Here is a 20,067-nt window from a genome sequence, read left to right as displayed (position 1 = left end):
ATAGAAGCTTAAAGAGGCTGGGATAAAACCTGTCAAAAACGCGAGAAATCAATTTTAAAAACGTTGATTTCTCGCGCTTTTAATTTTTTAATTTTGCTTTGAAAATATCCTTTTGTCCCAGCCTCTTTGTGTATATTTAGAAAGGAAGTAACTAAATGACTAAATACAAAGTTTTTATTGGAATATTTTCTATAATCAGCTTAATTTTCATTATATTTTTTTTAATATCAAATAATTTTTTCTCTCAAGAAAAATTTTCAGAAGAAAAAAATAAAATATCCTTAGATAAGGAATGGACTAAACATACCTCTTCTAAAATATTATCGGCTAAGAAAGATGGATTTTTTTATGATTTTTTTATAGATAATAAAAGAGAATCTGATACTGATGAAACACTTCGTTATGCAGAAGTTTATTTGCTATTAAATAAAGATATCCCAACTTCTACTTATGATTATCTAAAACAATTAAATTTAGAATCGAATTTAATAAATAGTCTGAAGAAAAACTATTTATTAAATAATACTAAAATCGTTAATGTAAAAAGTATTTTAGAAATTATAAATGATACTAATAAAAATGATTTGGAAAAAATATCAAATCTCTTTTTTATTCTTAAATATAGCCATATTAATGAAGATGTTAAAATCGTCGTAAATGAATATTTAAGAACCATTGACCTTTCAATTTTAGAAATTACAGAGAGGCAATTAGGAAACATTTATGAATACTGTTTTTTAACCTCAAAAGTTAACTTTGAATCTTCTTTAAAAGTAGAGGATTTTTTTAACATTTTAGCTAAAGAGCTGGAGGTTAAAGAAAAAAGTTTGACGGATATTTTCTATTTACAAGGAATTGTAAAGTCTTTAGAAGGCGATATTCCTAATAAATTTTTAGAAAAAATAAGTTATTTTTTGAATGATTATGTCAATAATAATCCTCTTAGTATTGTTGATTTGTATATTATTTCTACCATTATTGACACATTAGAAATAAAAAGCAACAAATTATATTCGGCATTATATCAAATGCTTGAGAAAAATGTGAGGAATTTTTCAACTGAAAACGGTGGTTTAACTGCAAAAAGAACAATAAAACCTAGTATTACATCTGACTTATTAGCAAGAGTTAACCTTAGTATGTTAGATAAAAAATCTAATCCACTTAACCTAGAAAATTACCTTCTTATAGGTGACTATCAGAATTGGCGAATAAAAATGATAACTTTTATGAATTTTGAAGGTGCATTAAAATATCAGAATGAAATAAAAGAAGATATTTTATCTTTTAACAAAATACTTAGAGCCACTAACATACAAAAAATTGATAATGTTTCTAAACTGATAGAAAATATTTATTATATAACAGAGTTTTATAAATTTTTAAATTTAAAATTCGAAAAAGAAAATTCCCAATATTATACTGAGATTGTTAGTGAGTTATTTAAAGAATTTGGCATATTAAATTCTACTGAACAACGCTATCTAATAAATTCTATGATGAATTTGAATTATGAATTTGATAAAGATTTAGTTCATCAAGAAATCTTAAATTATTATAATGAAAAACAAGGTATTTTTATTAGAGATGAAAGGAATGATATACTTCTTAATTATGATTATTGTTTTATCTTGAATATACTGAATACTAGCGAAGATTTATTTTATAGTGAGATATTATTAAAATTTATAAATAATTCTGGAGGATTTAATACAGTCATGGAAGATAACAACTCTACTTCTTTAATTGCTACTTATTATGGATTGTTATATTATTATGAAGATTTGAACTCATAATAGCCAAAAAGTGAGCAATGCACTCACTTTTTTTGTTTTAAAATAGCCTTATTGAGTAAGAAAACAAAAAAACGAATAAATAAAATATATATAAACGATTCAACAAAACTTGTAAATAAAATAAATACATATCGACCAAAAATTTCAAGTTCAAGTTTATTTGTTAAATAATTTTGTATTGACCAATCAAAGAATAAATTTTTATAACTAATAAATAAAAATAGCCCTAATAATATAATCCAATATATTGTAGACATTTCAAAACGAGTTCCTTTTTTTAGCATAATACATCTCGCCTCTTTTATTCTGAATAGTTGTAATTCTATCATAAACTTCCTATGTAATATTAGGCTCAACGCTAAAATCTGTTCTTGATTGAAAACGAGTACAAAAAAGCACCTGTACCCGCTATAGTTGAAAGTACCAACAACAAGAGAGCTATACAGATGCACTCTCATTCTATCAAGGATTTATGTGATTCGATGATTTTGCCATTTGCAAGGGGCATACGTACAATACCGATTTACACTGCTGAGGATTGAATACGACTCTTAGTCAAGCACATGTTTTGGTGAAGTACCATATATAATATAGAGAGTTTCACAATAGATTAATATTTCCTATATCTTTCAAACTCTATAATTTAGCCTTTCCACTTCATCTTTTAATTGATCTAATAGATCCATTTCATCTAAAGCTATTAATAATTTAAAACCTTTATTGAACCAAAAAACTGTTTTATTTTCCTTTTTAATTTGATTTAAACAAATTCCTTTCCTGATATAACAAACTGAAATATTTAAATATTCCTTGTAAAGTTTACATAATGATATTGCATTTTCTATATAAATTAATGCTTCTTTATATTCTCTGTTTTTTATCAAAATTACAGAGAAGTTTAATAAGCAATTTATTTTTATTTTTTCTATTCCTTTAAAGTTTTTGTATTTATCTATACCTCTAAATAAATATTTAATGATTTCCCGACCAGCTTGATGTGGGAAGAAAAATAACATTGAATTCAATAAATAGATATCCGAAATATATAAATGATTTCTTTTACTTAAATGAGCCCATATATTACTAACTCCCTTTCGAGCTTTTTCCATATTATTTGTTTTCATAAGTATCATTAGAGAGGTGCATATTTCCTCAATAGCTTCCATTAGGAAATCATCTGCTTTTTCGGAATATTTCCCAATATCATTCAGTAAATTTTTTACTGCTTTTCTATCATTATATGAAAGACTGTAAAATTTCTGTATTATGTTGTTACGTTTAGTAATTCTAAAGTTATTATTTATATACAAAAGCTCCTCTAAGGACATTTCTAATCTATTTAGAATTGCAATTAATGATGACCCACCAATTTCTAAATTTAAATTCTCGAATTTAGAAAGATTGCCTTGAGTTAGTATTCCATTAGAAATATAGGTCTGGGTTAATCCTTTATTTTCTCGAATCAATTTTATTGTTTTACCAAGATTAATATTCACAAAAGGACACCTCCGTTTATATAAAATATTCACGTCTGTTGATTAACTTTATTTCACCGGAAGAAGTGAATGAGATTTTAGCGGATGTTGGGTTTGTAGATGTTGCACGTAAATGTGATGTTTCCACACTTATTTCCTACTTGGTTGGTGCTGCGATTTTGAATGGAAAAGTATGCGTCACGCCGCTGATATAGCACCTAGTCATGGATTAAAAGATGTAGATTATTCTACATTGTCCAAACGTTTAAAAGTACTTGATTTTCAAATTCTAAAGCAGATTTTCTCAACGATTGTCAGTCGATTAAATCGTTCTGCTAAACGCTCCCTTTCTTTGAAAAAAGAACTGCTCGCGATTGATTCGACAACGATTACGGTAGGCAAAAACCGTTTACCTTTTACAGCCCATGATAATTTTCCTCTTTCACGGACTTCTAATATATTTCCATTTTCATCATAGGCAACACCACTAATCAAATAAATTCCCGATGCTGGTGTACTACTTAAAACTAAATCCATTTCTTCTTGTGTGAGCCCAACTGCTTTCAATTCATCAACATTCACAGTTACATTTAAAAAGTCATTTTTATTGATTAGTTGATCTTTTTCATTTGTTTGAGCCGATTGTTCTGACGCTTTTGCTAAATCTGGTGTTAAAGCTAAAGAAGAAAATAAAACTGTGCCTGCTAAAATCCCATGAAACGATTTTTTAATCATTATAAAAACCCCTTCCTCTGAAATGTTTAGACACACATATATTAAATTTTATAGATGTCCTTGTTTCAAATCCTAGCATCAATTTCAAAATCATCAAAATCAATTTTTGTTCACTTTCGCGAAAATATTGATAATACTAAATATTCACTCGATTAAAACTCTCTGTTATTTTAAAGAGTTTCCGATAATTAGTTGATCTTTTTCTTTCGTTTAATCCGCTTGTTCCGATGCTTTTGCTAAATCTGACGTTAAGGCTAAAGAAGCTGAATTTAAAATTGTAGCATGCATTTCAAAACTCCAAAATCAATCTTTGTTCACTTTTGAACATATTTTGATAATCTATTCTCAAAGTCCCCAAAACCAAGACTACAAGCTACTTTAAAGCGTTTTCGACTCTAGATCACTTATACCTCACTTCGGTATAAGTGCGTCCGGAATCGGCTTTGTGCCTGCGTGGTTTATGGAAATTCGGACTAGCATTGGGATTCTTCGGTGTTATTTTCCCGATTTATTTATGCTCTATAGCTGTTCCAAAGGTGGGAGGGGCTCTTGCCTCTATTTTAAACGCTATGGAGTTAACCGTGGCTGTAACCGTTTCAGTTATTGTTTTACATGAGCCTTTAACGTTTTTACAAATAGCGGGTATTATTTTGGTTATTCTAGGTATGATGCTACCGACAATAATTTCGCAGCGACGAAAAAAGGATAAATCTTTAGAGCCTATCAATAAGTAAATGCTCTAACCTAAATTGGAAAGGGAGATGTATCATAGTTTTTGATACATCTCCCTTATTTCTGTATTAACTATAAAATAAGCGCTCTATATTAATTATTCTATCTGACCATTCAGCTACTTCCTTATCATGCGTTACACAAATAATAGTTTTCCCTGAAGCTTTTAAATGCTTAAATAAATTCAAAATAACTTCTTTATTTAAATCATCAAGATTTCCTGTTGGTTCATCTGCTAATATTATTTCGCAAGGTTTTAGCATTACTCTGGCTATAGCAATCCTCTGTTGTTCACCACCACTTAACTGATAAACTTTCTTTTCTAAATATGTGGCATCCAAGCCGACTTTTTCTAAATTATTTATCATTATTTCATTACTAAAATTGTTACTATACGCCTGTGAAATTAGTAAGTTATCTTTAACTGTTTCATTATTCATTAACACATAATTTTGAAATATATATCCGAATTTATGCCTTCGCAAATACATAGTAACTTTACGATTTGGATTTAAATGACCATCAATAGAAACAGTACCTTTTTCAGGTTTATCTAATAGGCCAATCATATTTAAAACAGTCGTTTTACCTGCACCACTTTCACCCATAATAGATACAAATTCTCCTTTATTAATGCTCAATGAAAAATTTGTAAGTATAGTTTTTCCCGAAAAACTTTTACTTATATTTTTGAGTTCAATCATTAAATACTCAATCCCCTTTTACTACTTTGTTTGTATTTTTCTCATTCAAAAATTTTATAAATATATTAAAAAATAGAAGCTCTAAAAATAAAGTTCCTAAAAGCAGTAATATAACATTAGTACTTTTGAAGAAATACAACACCAATACAGCTGCAAAAATATTAGAGAGACTAGTTATAAGAATAATAGTTTTATTTCGTTTCCAATAAGAATAACCAAATAAATATTTAAGGGTTAATTGATAAAGATATGCATTATAGTAAGACCAAATATATGCAATATAAAGTATAAATGAAAATATAATAACAATAGTTAAACCAATTAGTTGTTGAAACAATTCCCACTTTAGTTCAATTATTTCATCATTTGCTTCGTCATAAACAGATACTACGCTATATATTTCTTTAGCGTTTGCTTCTTCTAACGATGAAGAAATATTTTCATAGGCATCTCCATTTGAATTATCTAAGAAAAATAATGAATGTGTTGCATACGCACCTATGGTAGAAGTATCTAAGCTATCAGTATATAAAATAGCGACAGGGTCTATAACTCTATTTTTTTGGTTTCCTCTATAATTACTATATGTAAAATATTCTTGTCCTTTTTTTGTATAGATTATATTAATTTTTAAATCGTCTATTTTCTTTTCAAGTAATGGTTGAGCGAGTTCTTTATTATACATATTGAAAATTTCAACGCTTTGGAAATAAAACCAATCTCGATACGAATTCACAATATGCTCTTCGATAACATTTAAATGTTCAGGCACTAATACATTCAAGGTATTTTTATCCTCATTCAACTGCTTAATAATCGACACACCATTACTACTTTGAATCGGGTTGACTTTGAGATAATTTTCATCTATAACAATACGTCTTCCCTGAGGGGTATAAAGATCATTTGTATTTTTAATACCTAACATATAGCTATATATAGGTTTTCCATCTTTATAATTAATAACACTAAATTTTTCGGCTTCTATGAGAAAGGCCTGGTTATTTTTTTTGATTTTTTCATAAAACAGACTTAACCTATCGTTTAAATCTCTATCGAGTTTTAAATTATCCGAAATACTATTATTTAGCACACCTACTTCAATACGAAATACATTTTGGGTGTCATCCCAGTAATTTAAACTATTTAATTTATTGGTTAAATTATTATATTTCATAAAAGAAAAACAAATCATACTAAAAAGTACAATAGATACTAATGTCTTTAAAATAATAGACATACACTGAATCTTTCGAAATGGTAAAGCACCTTTAACACTATAACGATATTTATTAAATTTAAAAATTAATAATATACCTAGTAATGTAACAACTAGAAGAATCATTAAAATCAAAATATTCACTAGTATGGACAGTGGGAAAAAATCTTTTAAAAAGTACACGTGTTTAAAAATTACGGAAGATATAATTAATCCCATTGATACTAATGTGAATACAATGGACGAGAACCATAAAAAGGGACTGAAAAAAGAACATACAATTTTTGCTTTCGAATACCCCCACAGATAATATAATAGTAACGTTTTCTGTTTTTGAATTAAAAAATAAAATATCCCTATTATATAAATAACAAAAGAAAAAATAACAATCATTAATAAAGAAATATTTGCTAATGCTAAACTGCTTATCTTTCCTTGTTTAGTTTGTATGTTACCGTATGGTGAGAATTCTTTAGTAAAAGAATGGAGGATTTCTTTATCTACACTACTTAAATAAAATTCATTGTTTAATCCTATATTTTTTATTTGTTTAAAATCATATATATGAACTTTCCTATTAGATAGTGGAAAGTAAAAAATACCTGATTGGTCTTTTTCATCTTCTTTCAAGTAATTAGCGATAAAACGCTTTCCATCCGGAATTTCTCCTGATTTTAAATTTATATAAGAATCTTTTAAAACGTTCGTAGAGTAAATATTTAAAGAATTTTCGCTTATAAAATTATATTGAGAAATATTAATATTATTTTTCTTAGAAAATTCAACTAAATGTTCCGTAAATTCATTAACGTTGAAGTTTAATTTAGCATAACTATAATCAATCATAACAATTTGATTTCTTTTATATAAAAAATCAACTACTTTATTATTCGAAAATAGCGAAAAACTGAATAAATTTGATGTGATTATCACGATAGTTAAAAATAGATATATTATTTTTTTCATGAATATATCCTTTCGATAAACACAAAGTATAGGGATAATACCTACACTTTGTATTTGTTTAATATTTATCTAGTATTCCAATTTGCTGTATTACCCCAAAGTGAAGATTTAATCCACGCATATGCTAAGTTACCTGGTGCTTCCCATTCACTTTGACGTATGGTACGCCAATTACCTGCGGTTGCCATATGTTCTTTTGAAGGATGGTTGTACTCCGAGGAATGACGATCCAATCCCCAGATTACGTTCCATGTACCGCCTCCAGCTTTTACAGCTGCTCTAGCGTTATTATTATTTGTATCATCAATTAGGAAAGAACCAGTTTCTTCTTGGGCTATTAATGCATCCAAGTCAACACAGCCCCCATTTGTAGGTAATTCTTCTGCAGAAGCTCCTTTTGCTGATACACTTAAACATGTACAAACTGCTAATCCTGCTAAAATTCCACGAAACGATTTTTTAATCATTATAAAAACTCCTTTACTGAGATGATTAGAACATACATAAAAATAAATTTTATAGGTGTCCTTGTTTCAAATCGTAGCATCAATTTCAGAATAATTAAAATCAACATTTGTGCACTTTTAAGAAAATTTTGATAATTAGCTAAATTCCTACGAACAAAACTGTTTCTGCTAAAATCCCATGAAACGATCTTTAAATCATTATAAAAACTCCTTTACTGCAATATTTAGACATACATAAATTAAACTTTATAGATTTACTTGTTTTAATTTCTAACATGCATTTCAAAATCACCAAAATCAATCTTTGTTCACTTTTGAACATATTTTGATAATCTATTCTCACCGTCCCCAAAATCAAGACTACTCGCTACTTTAGACATTAGAAAAACGCCATTGCTCTCTAGTATTTCCTTAGCTATGCTGAATCCAATTATAATTTTTCAATTATTCTAACATTAATGTAAGGTCTCCGGATTATACTGCTATATGTAAGTTTTTCACTATTAGGGAGGGGGAAGATTATGCAGAAAACACGTATCTTTGGCTTTTTACTTGTGCTGATGGTTGTTGTATTAGCTGCTTGTAGTAGTGATAATAAGACTTCTACAAAAGACGCTACAGATAACAAAAAATCCGATTCTGAAAAGACCGATGTGGCAGCTACACCATCTGGAAAGCTTGTGATCTATACAGGACGCGATGAGGAAATGGTGCAAAAAGTAATCGATCAGTTTAATGAAAAGTACCCAGACATTGAAGTGGAATTTTTAACGATGGGTGCGCAGCAAATTTTAGAACGCCTACGTGGTGAAAAAGCTAATCCTCAGGCTGATTTTTGGTGGGGCGGTACGCAATCTGCATTAACTGTCGGCGCCAATGAAGATTTACTTCAAGCTTGGAAGCCTAGCTTTAACGACTCCATTGATGCGGCTTATAAAGATGCAGATGGTCGTTGGTTTGGTGAAATGTTACTACCAGAAGTTATTATGATTAACAGTGATGTATTAAAAAAAGAAACGGGACCACAGGATTGGGATGAGTTATTAGATCCAAAGTGGAAAGATAAAATTTTAATTCGAGGTGTATTAGCATCTGGGACGATGCGTACGATTTACTCATCTATGATTTTACGTCAAGGTGCAGATTCACCTGAGAAGGGCTACGATTGGCTATTAAAATTAGATGCCAACACGAAGGAATATACACAAGATCCAAATGCACTTTATTTAAAGATGACACGACAAGAAGGCAGCGTTTCTTTATGGAATTTGCAAGATATTTTATTAAAGAAATATACGACTGATTATCCGTTCGATTACATTTATCCGAAGAGTGGTGCACCGATTCTAGTTGATGGTGTTGGTGTTGTAAACAATGCCAAAAACTTAGAAAATGCAAAGCTCTTCACAGAATTCATATTTGAAAAAGATATGGTGACTCAACTAGCAAACGATTACTACCAAATTCCTACTCGCTCAGATATCGATAAAGCGGCAATGCCTGAGTGGTATAAAGAATTAGATTTAAAAACTTTTGATATAGATTGGCAGCTCATGACTGAAAAAGAAGCTGAATGGATGGAGCATTGGGATAACAATATTAAAGGACGCGGAAAAAAGTGACCGATAACTAAAAAGTTATGAACTTGCCCTATGTCGCTGACAGGCTCTTCACAAAAATAATTAGGAAGGACATTTGTGAAAATGTTGCTTTGTATATAAGTTGATTGGAGTGGAGACTGGGCGACTCCTTGGGGACCAGCAATAGAGGAACGAAGGCTAAAACCATCACATCCTGTGATAACGCCTTCGTGACCAACCTCGTGTTGGCCCGAGACCCTGCAGCGAAGCGAAGCGGCTCATCGGACGCCCCCAGGAAAGCGCCCAGTTGGAACGGAAATCAACCCCACGTTATGGTGATGAGCCTTTTAATATCATAAGACATCTACGAATATTGTTCATATTTTTAAGCCTCGAGTATATTTTTGCTCGAGGCTTCATGCAACTAATTTTCTAACGAGAAAGGAGCATTTCAATTGAAAAGTGTCAAAATAGAAAATGTCTCTAAGAAATTCGGTCAAATTCACGGCGTAAAAGATTTAGATCTTCATATTAAAGCTGGTGAATTTTTCACGTTCCTCGGTCCAAGTGGTTGTGGTAAAACGACAACACTAAGGATGATAGCCGGATTTTATTACCCAACGGAAGGAAAAATTCTTTTTGATGATTTTGATGTGACAAGGCTTCAACCTAATAAACGGAACATCGGTATGGTGTTTCAAAATTATGCCCTCTTTCCACATATGACGGTAGACGAAAATATCGCCTTTGGATTACAAGTACGGAAATTCTCGAAGGCGGAGATCAAGCAAAAGGTTGACCGTATTAGAGGGCTTGTCCATTTAACGCAATATGGGAATCGGAAAATTAATGAATTATCTGGTGGGCAGCAGCAACGGGTTGCATTGGCAAGGGCGCTTGTCATAGAACCCGATATTTTATTATTAGACGAGCCATTGTCAAATTTAGATGCTAAATTACGTGAAGAAACGCGCGTTGAAATAAAACGTATTCAATCCGAGCTCGGTGTTACAACCATCTATGTTACGCATGATCAAATGGAAGCTATGTCCATGTCCGATCGGATAATGGTCATGGAAAATGGGAACGTCAGACAAATCGGTACTCCGCAAGAAATTTATAATCGACCTTCAAACCGCTTCGTAGCAGATTTTATTGGTGAGACAAACTTAATTGAGGCGACCATCGATGCTGTTAATGGTGAAGATATACAAGTAAAAACAGCGAGTGGACTTGTTCTCACTGGGCGAAAGCAACAAAGCTCCCCCACTTTAACGCATATGATTGGAGACAAAGTGTTTATTTCTATTCGTCCTGAATCTATTCATCAAGGTACTGGTGAAAACACATTAACGGGTAAAATCACTTTTGTTGAATTTACAGGAATTAGTGTGAACTACATTGTGGAATGTCTAGATTTTTCACTAAAAGTAATGATTATTAATATGAATGGTCAATTCAAAAAAATTGGTGAAGAAATCACTCTAACTATAGCCCAAGATTCACTGTATTTTTTAGGAGAATAGGAGGGTACCAACATGGAAAAAACACACCACAATCCTTCTGAAGGAAACGCATGGACACGTCTAACTAGCTCGAATTGGTTTGTCTATATTTTAGTTGCGCCTTTATTTTTAGTGTTGTTTGCCTATGTAGTATACCCGTTCTATCAAACGTTTAAAGAAAGCTTTTCTGGTGATGATGCGCTCTCTACTTATAAAAATTTCTTTAATATAGCTAGCCCAGCAAATATAGAGGCATTGTGGACTAGTATATATATTTCCGCTATCAGTGTTATTTGTTGTGCAATCGTCGGTGTAACCATGGCCTTTCTTCTGGAACGCTATAATTTCCCAGGTAGACGGATACTCTCTGTTTTAGTATTGGTACCTATGGCTCTTCCGCCGTTAGTAGGTGTACTGTCCTTTACATTTTTGTATGGAGACAGTGGTATTTTCCCACGTGCGTTTCAGCACCTATTCGGTTTAGAGCAAGTACCCTTTTCATTAAAAGGCATATGGGGGGTTATCGTAGTACATACATTCACTATGTACACTTACTTCTACTTAACCGCCTCAGCAGCTATAAAAGGTCTTGATCCAGCTTTAGAAGAGGCCGCTACTAGTTTAGGTGCCGGGCGTATTCGGGTATGGACAAAGGTTATTTTGCCCATGTTAACACCTTCGATTGTTGCCTCCTCCTTACTCGTCTTTATGATATCTATGGCATCTTACACTGCACCTTTAATGTTCGGTGTCGAACGCACAATGACTATGCAAATCTATTTATCACGTACGAATGGGAATTTAGATATGGCAGCGACACAATCTATGATTTTATCCTTTGTGTCCATTACCTTTTTAATTGTAATGCGCTGGTATCAAAACCGCCGAAATTATCAAAACCTCAGTAAAGGTATTAGTGTGCATCGTTCTGAAGTGTCATCAAAAGGCATGAAAGTTATGGCAACTATTGCGTCTTTCATAGGCACATTAATTTTAATTTTGCCGATTTTAGTGCTTATATTAATTTCATTTTCCGTTGATGGTGCATGGAAAACGCAAATTCTCCCAACAGACTATACATTGGATCATTATCAAGCACTTTTTACAGATGAACGGACGTGGCGACCAATTTGGAATTCCGTTCGAATGGGGATCGTTGCAACACTCGGCAATATAGTTTTCGGTGTTGCAGCAGCCTATGCGATGGTTCGGTTAAACTTTAAAGGTAAAACATTACTCGATATTTTAATCATGGTTCCTTGGGCATTGCCGGGAACGGTTGTAGCTGTCAATTTGATCGCAGCCTTTAGTACAGAAAATATCTTCGCCTTGAATCAAGTTCTTGTCGGGACGTTCTGGATCTTGCCGTTAGCTTATTTTATTAGACATTTACCTCTTGTTTTCCGATCGACATCGGCATCACTTGTTCAATTAGATCAATCTATCGAAGAAGCATCACGGAGTTTAGGTGCAACATGGTGGTATTCATTTAGACGTATTGTACTTCCCCTTACCTTTACAGGCATTTTGGCAGGTACGTTACTAGCACTTGTTCAAAGCTTTGGCGAATTCGTAGCGTCCATTCTTATTTACAGTACGTCGACCATCCCATTATCAGTGGCGATATTCCAAAAACTATATTCGTTTAAATTCGGAACTGCTTGTGCATATGGCGTCTTACAAATTTGTTTAATTTTAATTGTGCTTATTATTTCTGAGAAGTTATCTAAAGGCAGTGCTGGTTCGGCCATATAACTGCTAATCTAATAGGAGGCCATTTATATGTTTGAAGATTTCCGCAACAAAACACAGCAAGAGGATGGGATGATCTTCCCTTCTAATATTTATCGTAAAATTGTCTTACAGCCGGCTTACGATGAAGCCAAGAAAAACTTTTTAACATTTATGCTACAAATCAATATTGCACACTTAAAAATGTTAGAAGAACAGGGACTAGTCAAAAAAGAAGAAGCTAAAGAGATTGGTATTGCTCTAAAAAAACTAGACTTGAACTATTTTCGTATAGAGGATTACAGCCCGCGATATGAAGATTTGTTTTTCCGCATCGAAAATAAATTAATAGAGCTTGCTGGCGATATTGCAGGAAATCTTCACATTGGTAGAAGTCGTAATGATATGGGCATTGCCATTTATCGAATGACTTTGAGAAAAAAATTGTTATTGCTTATGCGTGAATTACTGACATTACGGGATGATTTAATTGCAGCTGCTGAGGAACACGTTGATACGATTATGATTGGCTATACACATACGCAGCAGGCACAGCCAACAACCTTTGCGCACTATTTGAAGGCTGTCATCGATCAACTTGAACGAGATTTTGAACGTTTACAGCATGTCTACAAAACGGTGAATCGTAGTAGTATGGGAGCAGCGGCATTAACAACAACTGGCTTCAATATTAATAGAGAGCGCATGCGTGAGTTATTGGCCTTCGACGATATTATCGAAAATGCGTGGGATGCTGTTGCTGGTGCAGATTATATCGCAGAGGCAGCGAGTATCGTTCAGCTTGCGGCTCTTAATCTAGGCCGTACATCCCAGGATTTTCTACTATGGGCTACACAGGAATTCAATGCATTTACGTTGGCGAGCCCATACGTACAAGTTAGCTCAATCATGCCACAAAAGCGCAATCCAGTTTCAATAGAGCATACACGTTCATTGCTATCAGCGGTTGTAGGTGACGCTAGTACTGTATTACAGATGGTACATAATACACCTTTTGGAGATATTGTAGACACAGAGGATGATATGCAACCATATTTATGGCGCGCCATCGACCGTTTAATAGGTATTTACAAACTATTTGGTTCGCTAGTTGTCACGATGGATGTAAATAAGAAAAAACTAAGAAATCGAGCAAAAAATAGCTTTGCCAATGTCACAGAACTTGCCGATACGTTAGTGCGTTCTGAAGGGATTTCATTCCGCCAGGCACATAGTATTGTTAGTAACTGTATTAAAGTATTGCTCTCTCATGGGGAGGAATCTTTAGCAAGTCTTACATGGGGGCTTACTAATACACAATCCAAATTAATTACTGGTAAACCATTAAAAATTTCTGAGGAAGATTTTTATAACACATTAAAACCAGAGTCCTTCGTTGGTGTACGTACATTACCTGGTGGTCCAGCTCCCGTAACGATGAAAGCGTCTCTTGAACGCTCCAAGGCAAATTCTCATAATCTTTATGAGTGGATTCGTTTGAAGGAATTAAAGATTATTGAGGCAGAAAAACAATTAACCGTATTTATAGAGGAATGGAATCAATGATGGGATGGCTACTAATTATTGACGGTGGTGCTACAAAAACGGCATGTGCGCTCGTACATGCCGAGTCTGGCGAAATAAACTATACAAATTCAACAAGTGGCTCGAATTATCAAGCGATCGGAGCTGCATCTGCTACAGAAATAGTGCAAGCGTTATTAGCAAATGTGCAGAACTTTTTGCAAAAGCAAGCTGATTCCACTATTGCTGTAGCTACCTTTGCAATGGCAGGGATTGATTCTCCCAAAGATCGTGAAATCGTATCAGCAATCGTTCATAGCGCCGTATCAACATTACAGCTAAAAATAGATACGATTATTATAGAAAATGATGCGCAAGCCACTTTACTTGGTGTTACTGCTGGACAGGCAGGCGCATTACTCATCGCTGGAACAGGAGCCATTGCTTACGCATTTACCGGTACACAAATAGTACGTGCAGGTGGCTGGGGGCATCGTGCAGGAGATGAAGGCAGTGGCTATTGGCTAGGGCAAGAAGTAATACGCGCCATTTTCCGCATGGAAGACGGACGCGGTGAGCCGACCCTATTAAAAAATGCTGTCTATCATCACTTACACATACAAGATGTTACAGAGCTAGCCACATGGCTGTTCCGCCCATCTTACACGAACGCGCAGCTTGCAAAAATGGGGGCATTTTTAGCGGATTCCGTGACCAAAGAGGATTCATGCGCCATCCAAATATCAATGCGTGCTGCCCATGAATTAGCGCTCCTTGCATGTGCCGTGTTGAAAAAAATCGACTATCAAGGCGAAGCATTTAGCCTTTATTGTAATGGTGGTGCCATTAAGCATAATCCATTAATTTTTAAAACTTTTTCACAAGAAATGAAATCGATATATCCGCAAATTGAAGTTTCTCTGTGTCAGCATCAACCAATCCATTATCTTATAGAGCGGACAAAAAGGGCCTATGACAGTTTGTAATGTCATAGGCTCTTCATGTTGTTGGAAACTATTATGTTCAATAAAATTAAGGTGTCTATAGTGTATGAGTGACATGCCAAACGATCACGCTATGTGAAGTGGTTGATTGGAGTGGAGACTGGGCGACTCCTCGGGGATCAGCGATAGGGGAACGAAGGCTAAAACCATCACATCCTGTGATAACGCCTTCGTTACCAACATCGTGTTGGCCCGAGACCCTGGAGCGAGCATAGCGAGTGAAGCGGGAGGGGAACGAAGGCTAAAAGCATCACGTCCTGTGATAACGCCTTCGTGACCAACATCCTGTTGCCCCGACGCCCCCAGGAAAGCGCCCAGTCGGAACGGAAATCAACCCCTCGTTTTGCAGAAGAGTCATTCTTTATTTAACCGTAATGTCATTGGCTCTTTAATTTTTGCAAATTAATGTTTTCGTTGATCACGTTAAAGTGCCATTTTTTTCAGTTCATTTGTCGTGAAATATAAATAGCTGTCCTTCACAAATAAATCCTTCGTTTCTTCCCTATTTATCATTTGTTCTCCGCTTCCATCCGGACGAATCTTCGTTAAATACGCTCCATGTGAATAATTACTAAAATATAGCCAACCATCCGCATAAACAACGTACTGCGCACGTGAATTAGAAATGCGTTTCGATTTACCTGTTTCTAAATCAAGCACGTACAATTTATTATCATCAGAAACATTACTATAAAATATTTGTTGCCCTACCTGTGCAGCGAAATCTACATTGTGAAAGTAGTTATACTTTGTACTTGTGGCTTTCGGGTAGTCTTCAGCAATCCACGTATGGTCTTTTGCCATCGTTCGATCATCCACTAAAAAATATTGATAGCGTACCGCCCTTTTACGATCAGGCACCGGATCATTCCATGTAGTATCGAGGTGGTACCATTGACCATCCAGCTTTACTAAATTCCATGCATGCCCTTCCTGGCCGACATAGCCTACGATATACTTTGTTTCTATCCCTAGCTTTTGTAACATCGAATGAGCCAGCAATGCATAGCCCTGACAAACGCCACCATGTTCCGCAAGCACTGTATAAGCGCTATGTGGACTTGAATTTGTTTGATCCGTATAGGCAGTATTGGCAACGATATAATCATTAACAGCTCTAACCTTTTCTACATCACTTAATGATTTTTTATGGATAGAGGCTACAACCTCTTGAACATTCATTTCAACAAATGCCGACTGCTCTGGTGTCATTAAATAACTTTGCTCCCCAAAGATTTTGGCTGTTCTTCCTCCATATTCAAAACGAATTGAGTGTTTACTAATATGTCCATATACATAATCATCTCGTTTAATAGCATTTTCATAGGCTTCTTCGACTAACTGTTCAATTCGCTGTGTATTGCCTTTATATTGAATCTCAAACGTAGGTGAAAAACTACTGTAGTACGCATACATCGCATCAGCCATTTCCTTTGCGTTTGTTACAACTAACTTTGCTTCAGGTTTTTTGACTGCAGGAGCTGTAACGGCTACTCCTTCTTTTGGCTGTTCTTCTATAGGTGTGGCCGTTTCAATGGAGGTATTCTCTGAAAGTTTGGCAGTAACGTCTATGATTTTTTCCTTTGTTGAAAGAAGCATCGTTTCTATCTCATCATTATTTGCCCAAGTTATCACTTGTTGTACAACTGCCTTACCAGCCGTATAAATAGGGTCAATAAAAATAATGATCATTACGATAATGGCTAACTTTTTCCACAAAATCCTCACCTCCAACCGTTTTCCTGTATTCATTATATACAAAAAAAGCACAAAGAACTCAGTTGGAAGTCCTTTTGTGCTTTCATTTTATTAATAGATAAAGATATACTTATTTAATTTCAAGTTTCTGTTCTTTGCCCTTAACATTATAAACTAAATAATTATCTTTCATTCTTAAATCTGTAACTGCTTGCTTCACAAGCACCTCAGCTTTTAATGTTTTTAGATTTAATTTTGTTAAGTAGCCACTGTTACTGTAATCGCTGAAATATAAAAAGTCATCAGCTCCTGTAATATACAAGGCACGTTTTTCCATAACCTTTGTTTTCTTACCACTTGCTAAATCAAGCTTATACAATTTATCTTTATCTGCTGTATTACTAAAGTACAGTGTATTATTCACTTGATATGCAAAATGAACATTTAGCATATAGTTATATTTTGTACTTGTTGCAGCTGGATAATTAGATGCTATCCATTTATGATCTTTCTTTAGTTGTGCATCCGTTACTAAAAAATAATCATACGAAGAAGCCCCAAAACGATTTGGTAATGGGTCATTCCATGTTGTATCTAAATGATACCAGTACCCATCAACCTTTACTAAATTCCATGCATGTGCCTCGTTACCATTAACAGTACCAACAACATACTTTACATCGAATCCGGCTTGTTCCAACATTTTATAAGTCGCTAACGCATAACCCTGACACACAGCTTGTCCTTCCATTAACAATGCATAAGCACTATGGGGACTAGCCTTTGTTTTAGTACCATATGTAGTATTTGACACGATATAATCATTAATCGCTTTTACTTTTTCGAATTCTGTCATTGAAGGATTAATAATCGTTTTTAATAGTTGATCAACCTTTTTTTGTACCGTTGCTTCTTGTGTTTGGTTTGTCAAATACTTCACTTTAAACGTCACATTACCTGTTGAGTCTGCAGAAATAGTGGTACTTTCCATATGACCACTCGCATAGACTGCTTGCTCCTGTGCTTTTTCAAAGGACTCCATAAATTTCTTTTTGAAATCTGTCATTGGTCCACTATATGTAATGTTAATTTCGGGAGCGAAATTATTTAATTGCTTTACGATTTCAGTTGTGAATTGATCCCAAGTTGTTACGTTAGTATTAGCTACTACATGATAAGCAATCGCTGGGGAAGTATTTGCTGAACGAGCGTCTGCATGTTGAGCATAGACTGCTGTTGGACTTAACATCAGCAATGCCGCTCCGCTTATCAACCATTTTTTCACAATAAATCACCTTCCCGTTTGTTATATTCTTGTAATTAGAATAACAGAGAAAGTAACTACTAATCTATCGGACAAGTTCACTAACTATGACTTTTAACTGTATAACCAATAAACTTCATATAGGTATAAACTCCCTTTAATACAAAATAAGTATCGAATAAAACTATATTTTTGTACAAAAATAAAAACTCACCTGTTTTAGTGAGTTTTCTAAGCCCTTTTCTATCGAGCAGGCTTCTCTTTATGTTAACGACTTTTTACTACTAAATTAACGGCCTCTTGAATAACTTCATTCATTTTCTCGCCATCACCTTCAGCATTTTGTACACATTCTAAAAGATTCGTACTAACAATGACACCAACTGTGCGATCTACCGCTGAACGTACAGCCGATAATTGAGTTATGACTGCCTTACAGTCCTTTTCTTCTTCCATCATTTTTAAAATTCCACGTAGCTGGCCTTCCATGCGCTTTACACGATTTTTTACTTGATCTGAATATTCCATCATCATTGCTCCTTCTTTCTATACTCGCTACGTTCTTGAGTTATTATTCTTTATCCTATTACAAAATAAAATCTGTAGCTATTTTTTCCTTGGTTTTAAATAATTCATAAGCATTGTAGCAATAATTGCCCCTGCATTTGTTATTTCATCATACTGTATCACTGTATTTTTCTTTATTCGTAACTGACCTATCTCTACCTCAAAAATTGGACACTTTCTTTTAAGTGCTGCGACTAGCATATTTGTGTCGTAGTCATATCGTTCACCTTTTACTTTCATCAGCCATGGTAGTTCCTTTATAGAAATAAACCGTAAACCTGTTTGTGTATCCACTAATTTTCTATGATAAAGGATTTCAAAAAACAAACTTGTTGTACGATTACCCCAATATGATAAAAACGTGCTGTCCGACGAATGGAAGTTACGTACCCCTAACACAATTCCTTCAGAAAAAACCTTTGTCATCGTTAAAACGAGCTTTACATCTTGTATAGTATGTTGCCCATGAGCACCAACTGTAATAACACCTTGAAGCATACTTCTTTGCGACCTTACATAGGCAAAGGCTGTTTTTAATGCGCCTCCCTTACCAATATTGTGGTCATGCTCTAGTACTCGACAACAATCAATATTTTTTAACTCTTCAAATACACTGGCATATTTTTGATCGCTGCCATCATTGACAATAATAATTTGGCTAATATTGGTGGCTAATAATTGATGGACGTAGGTTATAAGTGACTGTTGTGGATTATAGGCTGGTATTATTGCTGCTATATTTTTCATCATTTCTATCCCCCGGATAACACGAAACTTTGGCAGATACACTTTTTGTAATCGCTACTTGAAACCTCTACGAATCTCCTTATATCACATAGTATCACTTAACGAGGACAATTCAACAATAACGGTATTTTCCCGATATATGAAAAAAGAGGACTTTTATGATTCATCACCAAAAGTTAGGAATGGCATTGGTCAAAACATATGCCATATATAAGTTGATTGGAGTGGAGACTGGGCGACTCCTTGGGGATCAGCGTCAGAGGAACGAAGGCTAAAAGCATCACATCCTGTGATAACGCCTTCGTGACCAACATCGTGTTGGCCCGAGACCCTGCAGCGCAGCGAAGCGGCTC

16 protein-coding genes and 1 pseudogene are annotated in these 20,067 nt (G+C 34.2%); 7 read left to right on the top strand and 10 right to left on the bottom strand.

Translation table 11 applies throughout. The features are described from left to right. The first annotated feature begins 155 nt into the window (after positions 1-155). Positions 156-1,796 (top strand): hypothetical protein, encoded by a 1,641-nt coding sequence (locus tag ACQKN2_RS20305; protein ID WP_427416550.1) that lies wholly within the window; start codon positions 156-158, stop codon positions 1,794-1,796. A 23-nt stretch (positions 1,797-1,819) separates the two neighbouring features. On the opposite strand, the gene ACQKN2_RS20300 is transcribed toward ACQKN2_RS20305, so the two are convergent. From ACQKN2_RS20300 to ACQKN2_RS20290, 3 genes are all read right to left on the bottom strand, one after another. Continuing rightward, the gene (locus ACQKN2_RS20300; protein WP_427416549.1) at positions 1,820-2,080 is read right to left on the bottom strand and encodes a hypothetical protein; all 261 of its coding nucleotides are present in this window, start codon (positions 2,078-2,080) and stop codon (positions 1,820-1,822) included. Positions 2,081-2,425: 345 nt separating this feature from the next. Then, a complete protein-coding gene (locus ACQKN2_RS20295) occupies positions 2,426-3,292 on the bottom strand; it encodes a helix-turn-helix domain-containing protein (protein ID WP_427416548.1) in 867 nt (288 codons plus the stop codon). A 261-nt stretch (positions 3,293-3,553) separates the two neighbouring features. Then, positions 3,554-4,006 (bottom strand): hypothetical protein, encoded by a 453-nt coding sequence (locus tag ACQKN2_RS20290; RefSeq protein ID WP_427416547.1) that lies wholly within the window; start codon positions 4,004-4,006, stop codon positions 3,554-3,556. 443 nt (positions 4,007-4,449) lie between these two features. Here ACQKN2_RS20290 and ACQKN2_RS20285 point away from each other — a divergent pair. Beyond that, a pseudogene (locus ACQKN2_RS20285) lies at positions 4,450-4,740 on the top strand (EamA family transporter); the annotation flags it as partial. Between the two features lie 66 nt (positions 4,741-4,806). Here the strand turns inward: ACQKN2_RS20285 and ACQKN2_RS20280 are convergent. From ACQKN2_RS20280 to ACQKN2_RS20270, 3 genes are all read right to left on the bottom strand, one after another. Next, positions 4,807-5,442 carry an ATP-binding cassette domain-containing protein gene (locus tag ACQKN2_RS20280; RefSeq protein ID WP_427416546.1) on the bottom strand — a complete coding sequence of 212 codons (636 nt, stop codon included), beginning with the start codon at positions 5,440-5,442 and terminating at the stop codon, positions 4,807-4,809. Positions 5,443-5,449: 7 nt separating this feature from the next. Beyond that, entirely contained in the window at positions 5,450-7,627 is a 2,178-nt protein-coding gene (locus ACQKN2_RS20275) for a DUF1430 domain-containing protein (RefSeq protein WP_427416545.1), read from the bottom strand. Between the two features lie 65 nt (positions 7,628-7,692). Then, the gene (locus tag ACQKN2_RS20270) at positions 7,693-8,094 is read right to left on the bottom strand and encodes a lactococcin 972 family bacteriocin (RefSeq protein WP_427416544.1); all 402 of its coding nucleotides are present in this window, start codon (positions 8,092-8,094) and stop codon (positions 7,693-7,695) included. Positions 8,095-8,615: 521 nt separating this feature from the next. On the opposite strand from ACQKN2_RS20270, the gene ACQKN2_RS20265 reads away from it, so the two are divergent. The 5 genes from ACQKN2_RS20265 to ACQKN2_RS20245 all read left to right on the top strand — a co-directional run bounded on the left by ACQKN2_RS20265 (position 8,616) and on the right by ACQKN2_RS20245 (position 15,420). Further along, positions 8,616-9,716: an extracellular solute-binding protein gene (locus ACQKN2_RS20265; protein WP_427416543.1), complete on the top strand. Its 1,101-nt coding sequence runs from the start codon at positions 8,616-8,618 to the stop codon at positions 9,714-9,716. 413 nt (positions 9,717-10,129) lie between these two features. After that, positions 10,130-11,200 carry an ABC transporter ATP-binding protein gene (locus ACQKN2_RS20260; protein WP_427416542.1) on the top strand — a complete coding sequence of 357 codons (1,071 nt, stop codon included), beginning with the start codon at positions 10,130-10,132 and terminating at the stop codon, positions 11,198-11,200. Between the two features lie 12 nt (positions 11,201-11,212). Next, complete coding sequence (locus tag ACQKN2_RS20255; protein ID WP_427416541.1) at positions 11,213-12,934, top strand: ABC transporter permease; 1,722 nt, start codon at positions 11,213-11,215, stop codon at positions 12,932-12,934. Between the two features lie 27 nt (positions 12,935-12,961). Beyond that, complete coding sequence (gene argH / locus ACQKN2_RS20250; protein WP_427416540.1) at positions 12,962-14,476, top strand: argininosuccinate lyase; 1,515 nt, start codon at positions 12,962-12,964, stop codon at positions 14,474-14,476. After that, positions 14,473-15,420, top strand: a complete 948-nt coding sequence (locus tag ACQKN2_RS20245) for an N-acetylglucosamine kinase (protein ID WP_427416539.1) — start codon at positions 14,473-14,475, stop codon at positions 15,418-15,420. Before argH ends, ACQKN2_RS20245 begins: the two co-directional genes overlap by 4 nt. 441 nt (positions 15,421-15,861) lie before the next feature. On the opposite strand, the gene ACQKN2_RS20240 is transcribed toward ACQKN2_RS20245, so the two are convergent. From ACQKN2_RS20240 to ACQKN2_RS20225, 4 genes are all read right to left on the bottom strand, one after another. After that, on the bottom strand, positions 15,862-17,166 hold the full coding sequence (locus tag ACQKN2_RS20240) for a transglutaminase domain-containing protein (protein ID WP_427416538.1): 1,305 nt from the start codon (positions 17,164-17,166) through the stop codon (positions 15,862-15,864). Between the two features lie 100 nt (positions 17,167-17,266). Then, a complete protein-coding gene (locus ACQKN2_RS20235; RefSeq protein ID WP_427416537.1) occupies positions 17,267-18,421 on the bottom strand; it encodes a transglutaminase domain-containing protein in 1,155 nt (384 codons plus the stop codon). A 246-nt stretch (positions 18,422-18,667) separates the two neighbouring features. Continuing rightward, positions 18,668-18,928 (bottom strand): metal-sensitive transcriptional regulator, encoded by a 261-nt coding sequence (locus tag ACQKN2_RS20230; RefSeq protein ID WP_010857552.1) that lies wholly within the window; start codon positions 18,926-18,928, stop codon positions 18,668-18,670. 78 nt (positions 18,929-19,006) lie between these two features. After that, positions 19,007-19,717: a glycosyltransferase family 2 protein gene (locus tag ACQKN2_RS20225; protein ID WP_427416536.1), complete on the bottom strand. Its 711-nt coding sequence runs from the start codon at positions 19,715-19,717 to the stop codon at positions 19,007-19,009. Positions 19,718-20,067 lie beyond the last annotated feature (350 nt).

This window comes from Lysinibacillus sp. NPDC093688 (genome assembly GCF_050280145.1).
GTDB lineage: Bacteria > Bacillota > Bacilli > Bacillales_A > Planococcaceae > Lysinibacillus > Lysinibacillus xylanilyticus_B.
The sequence above is the reverse complement of the archived record's forward strand: the minus strand, read 5'-3'. Positions and strand labels throughout refer to the sequence as shown.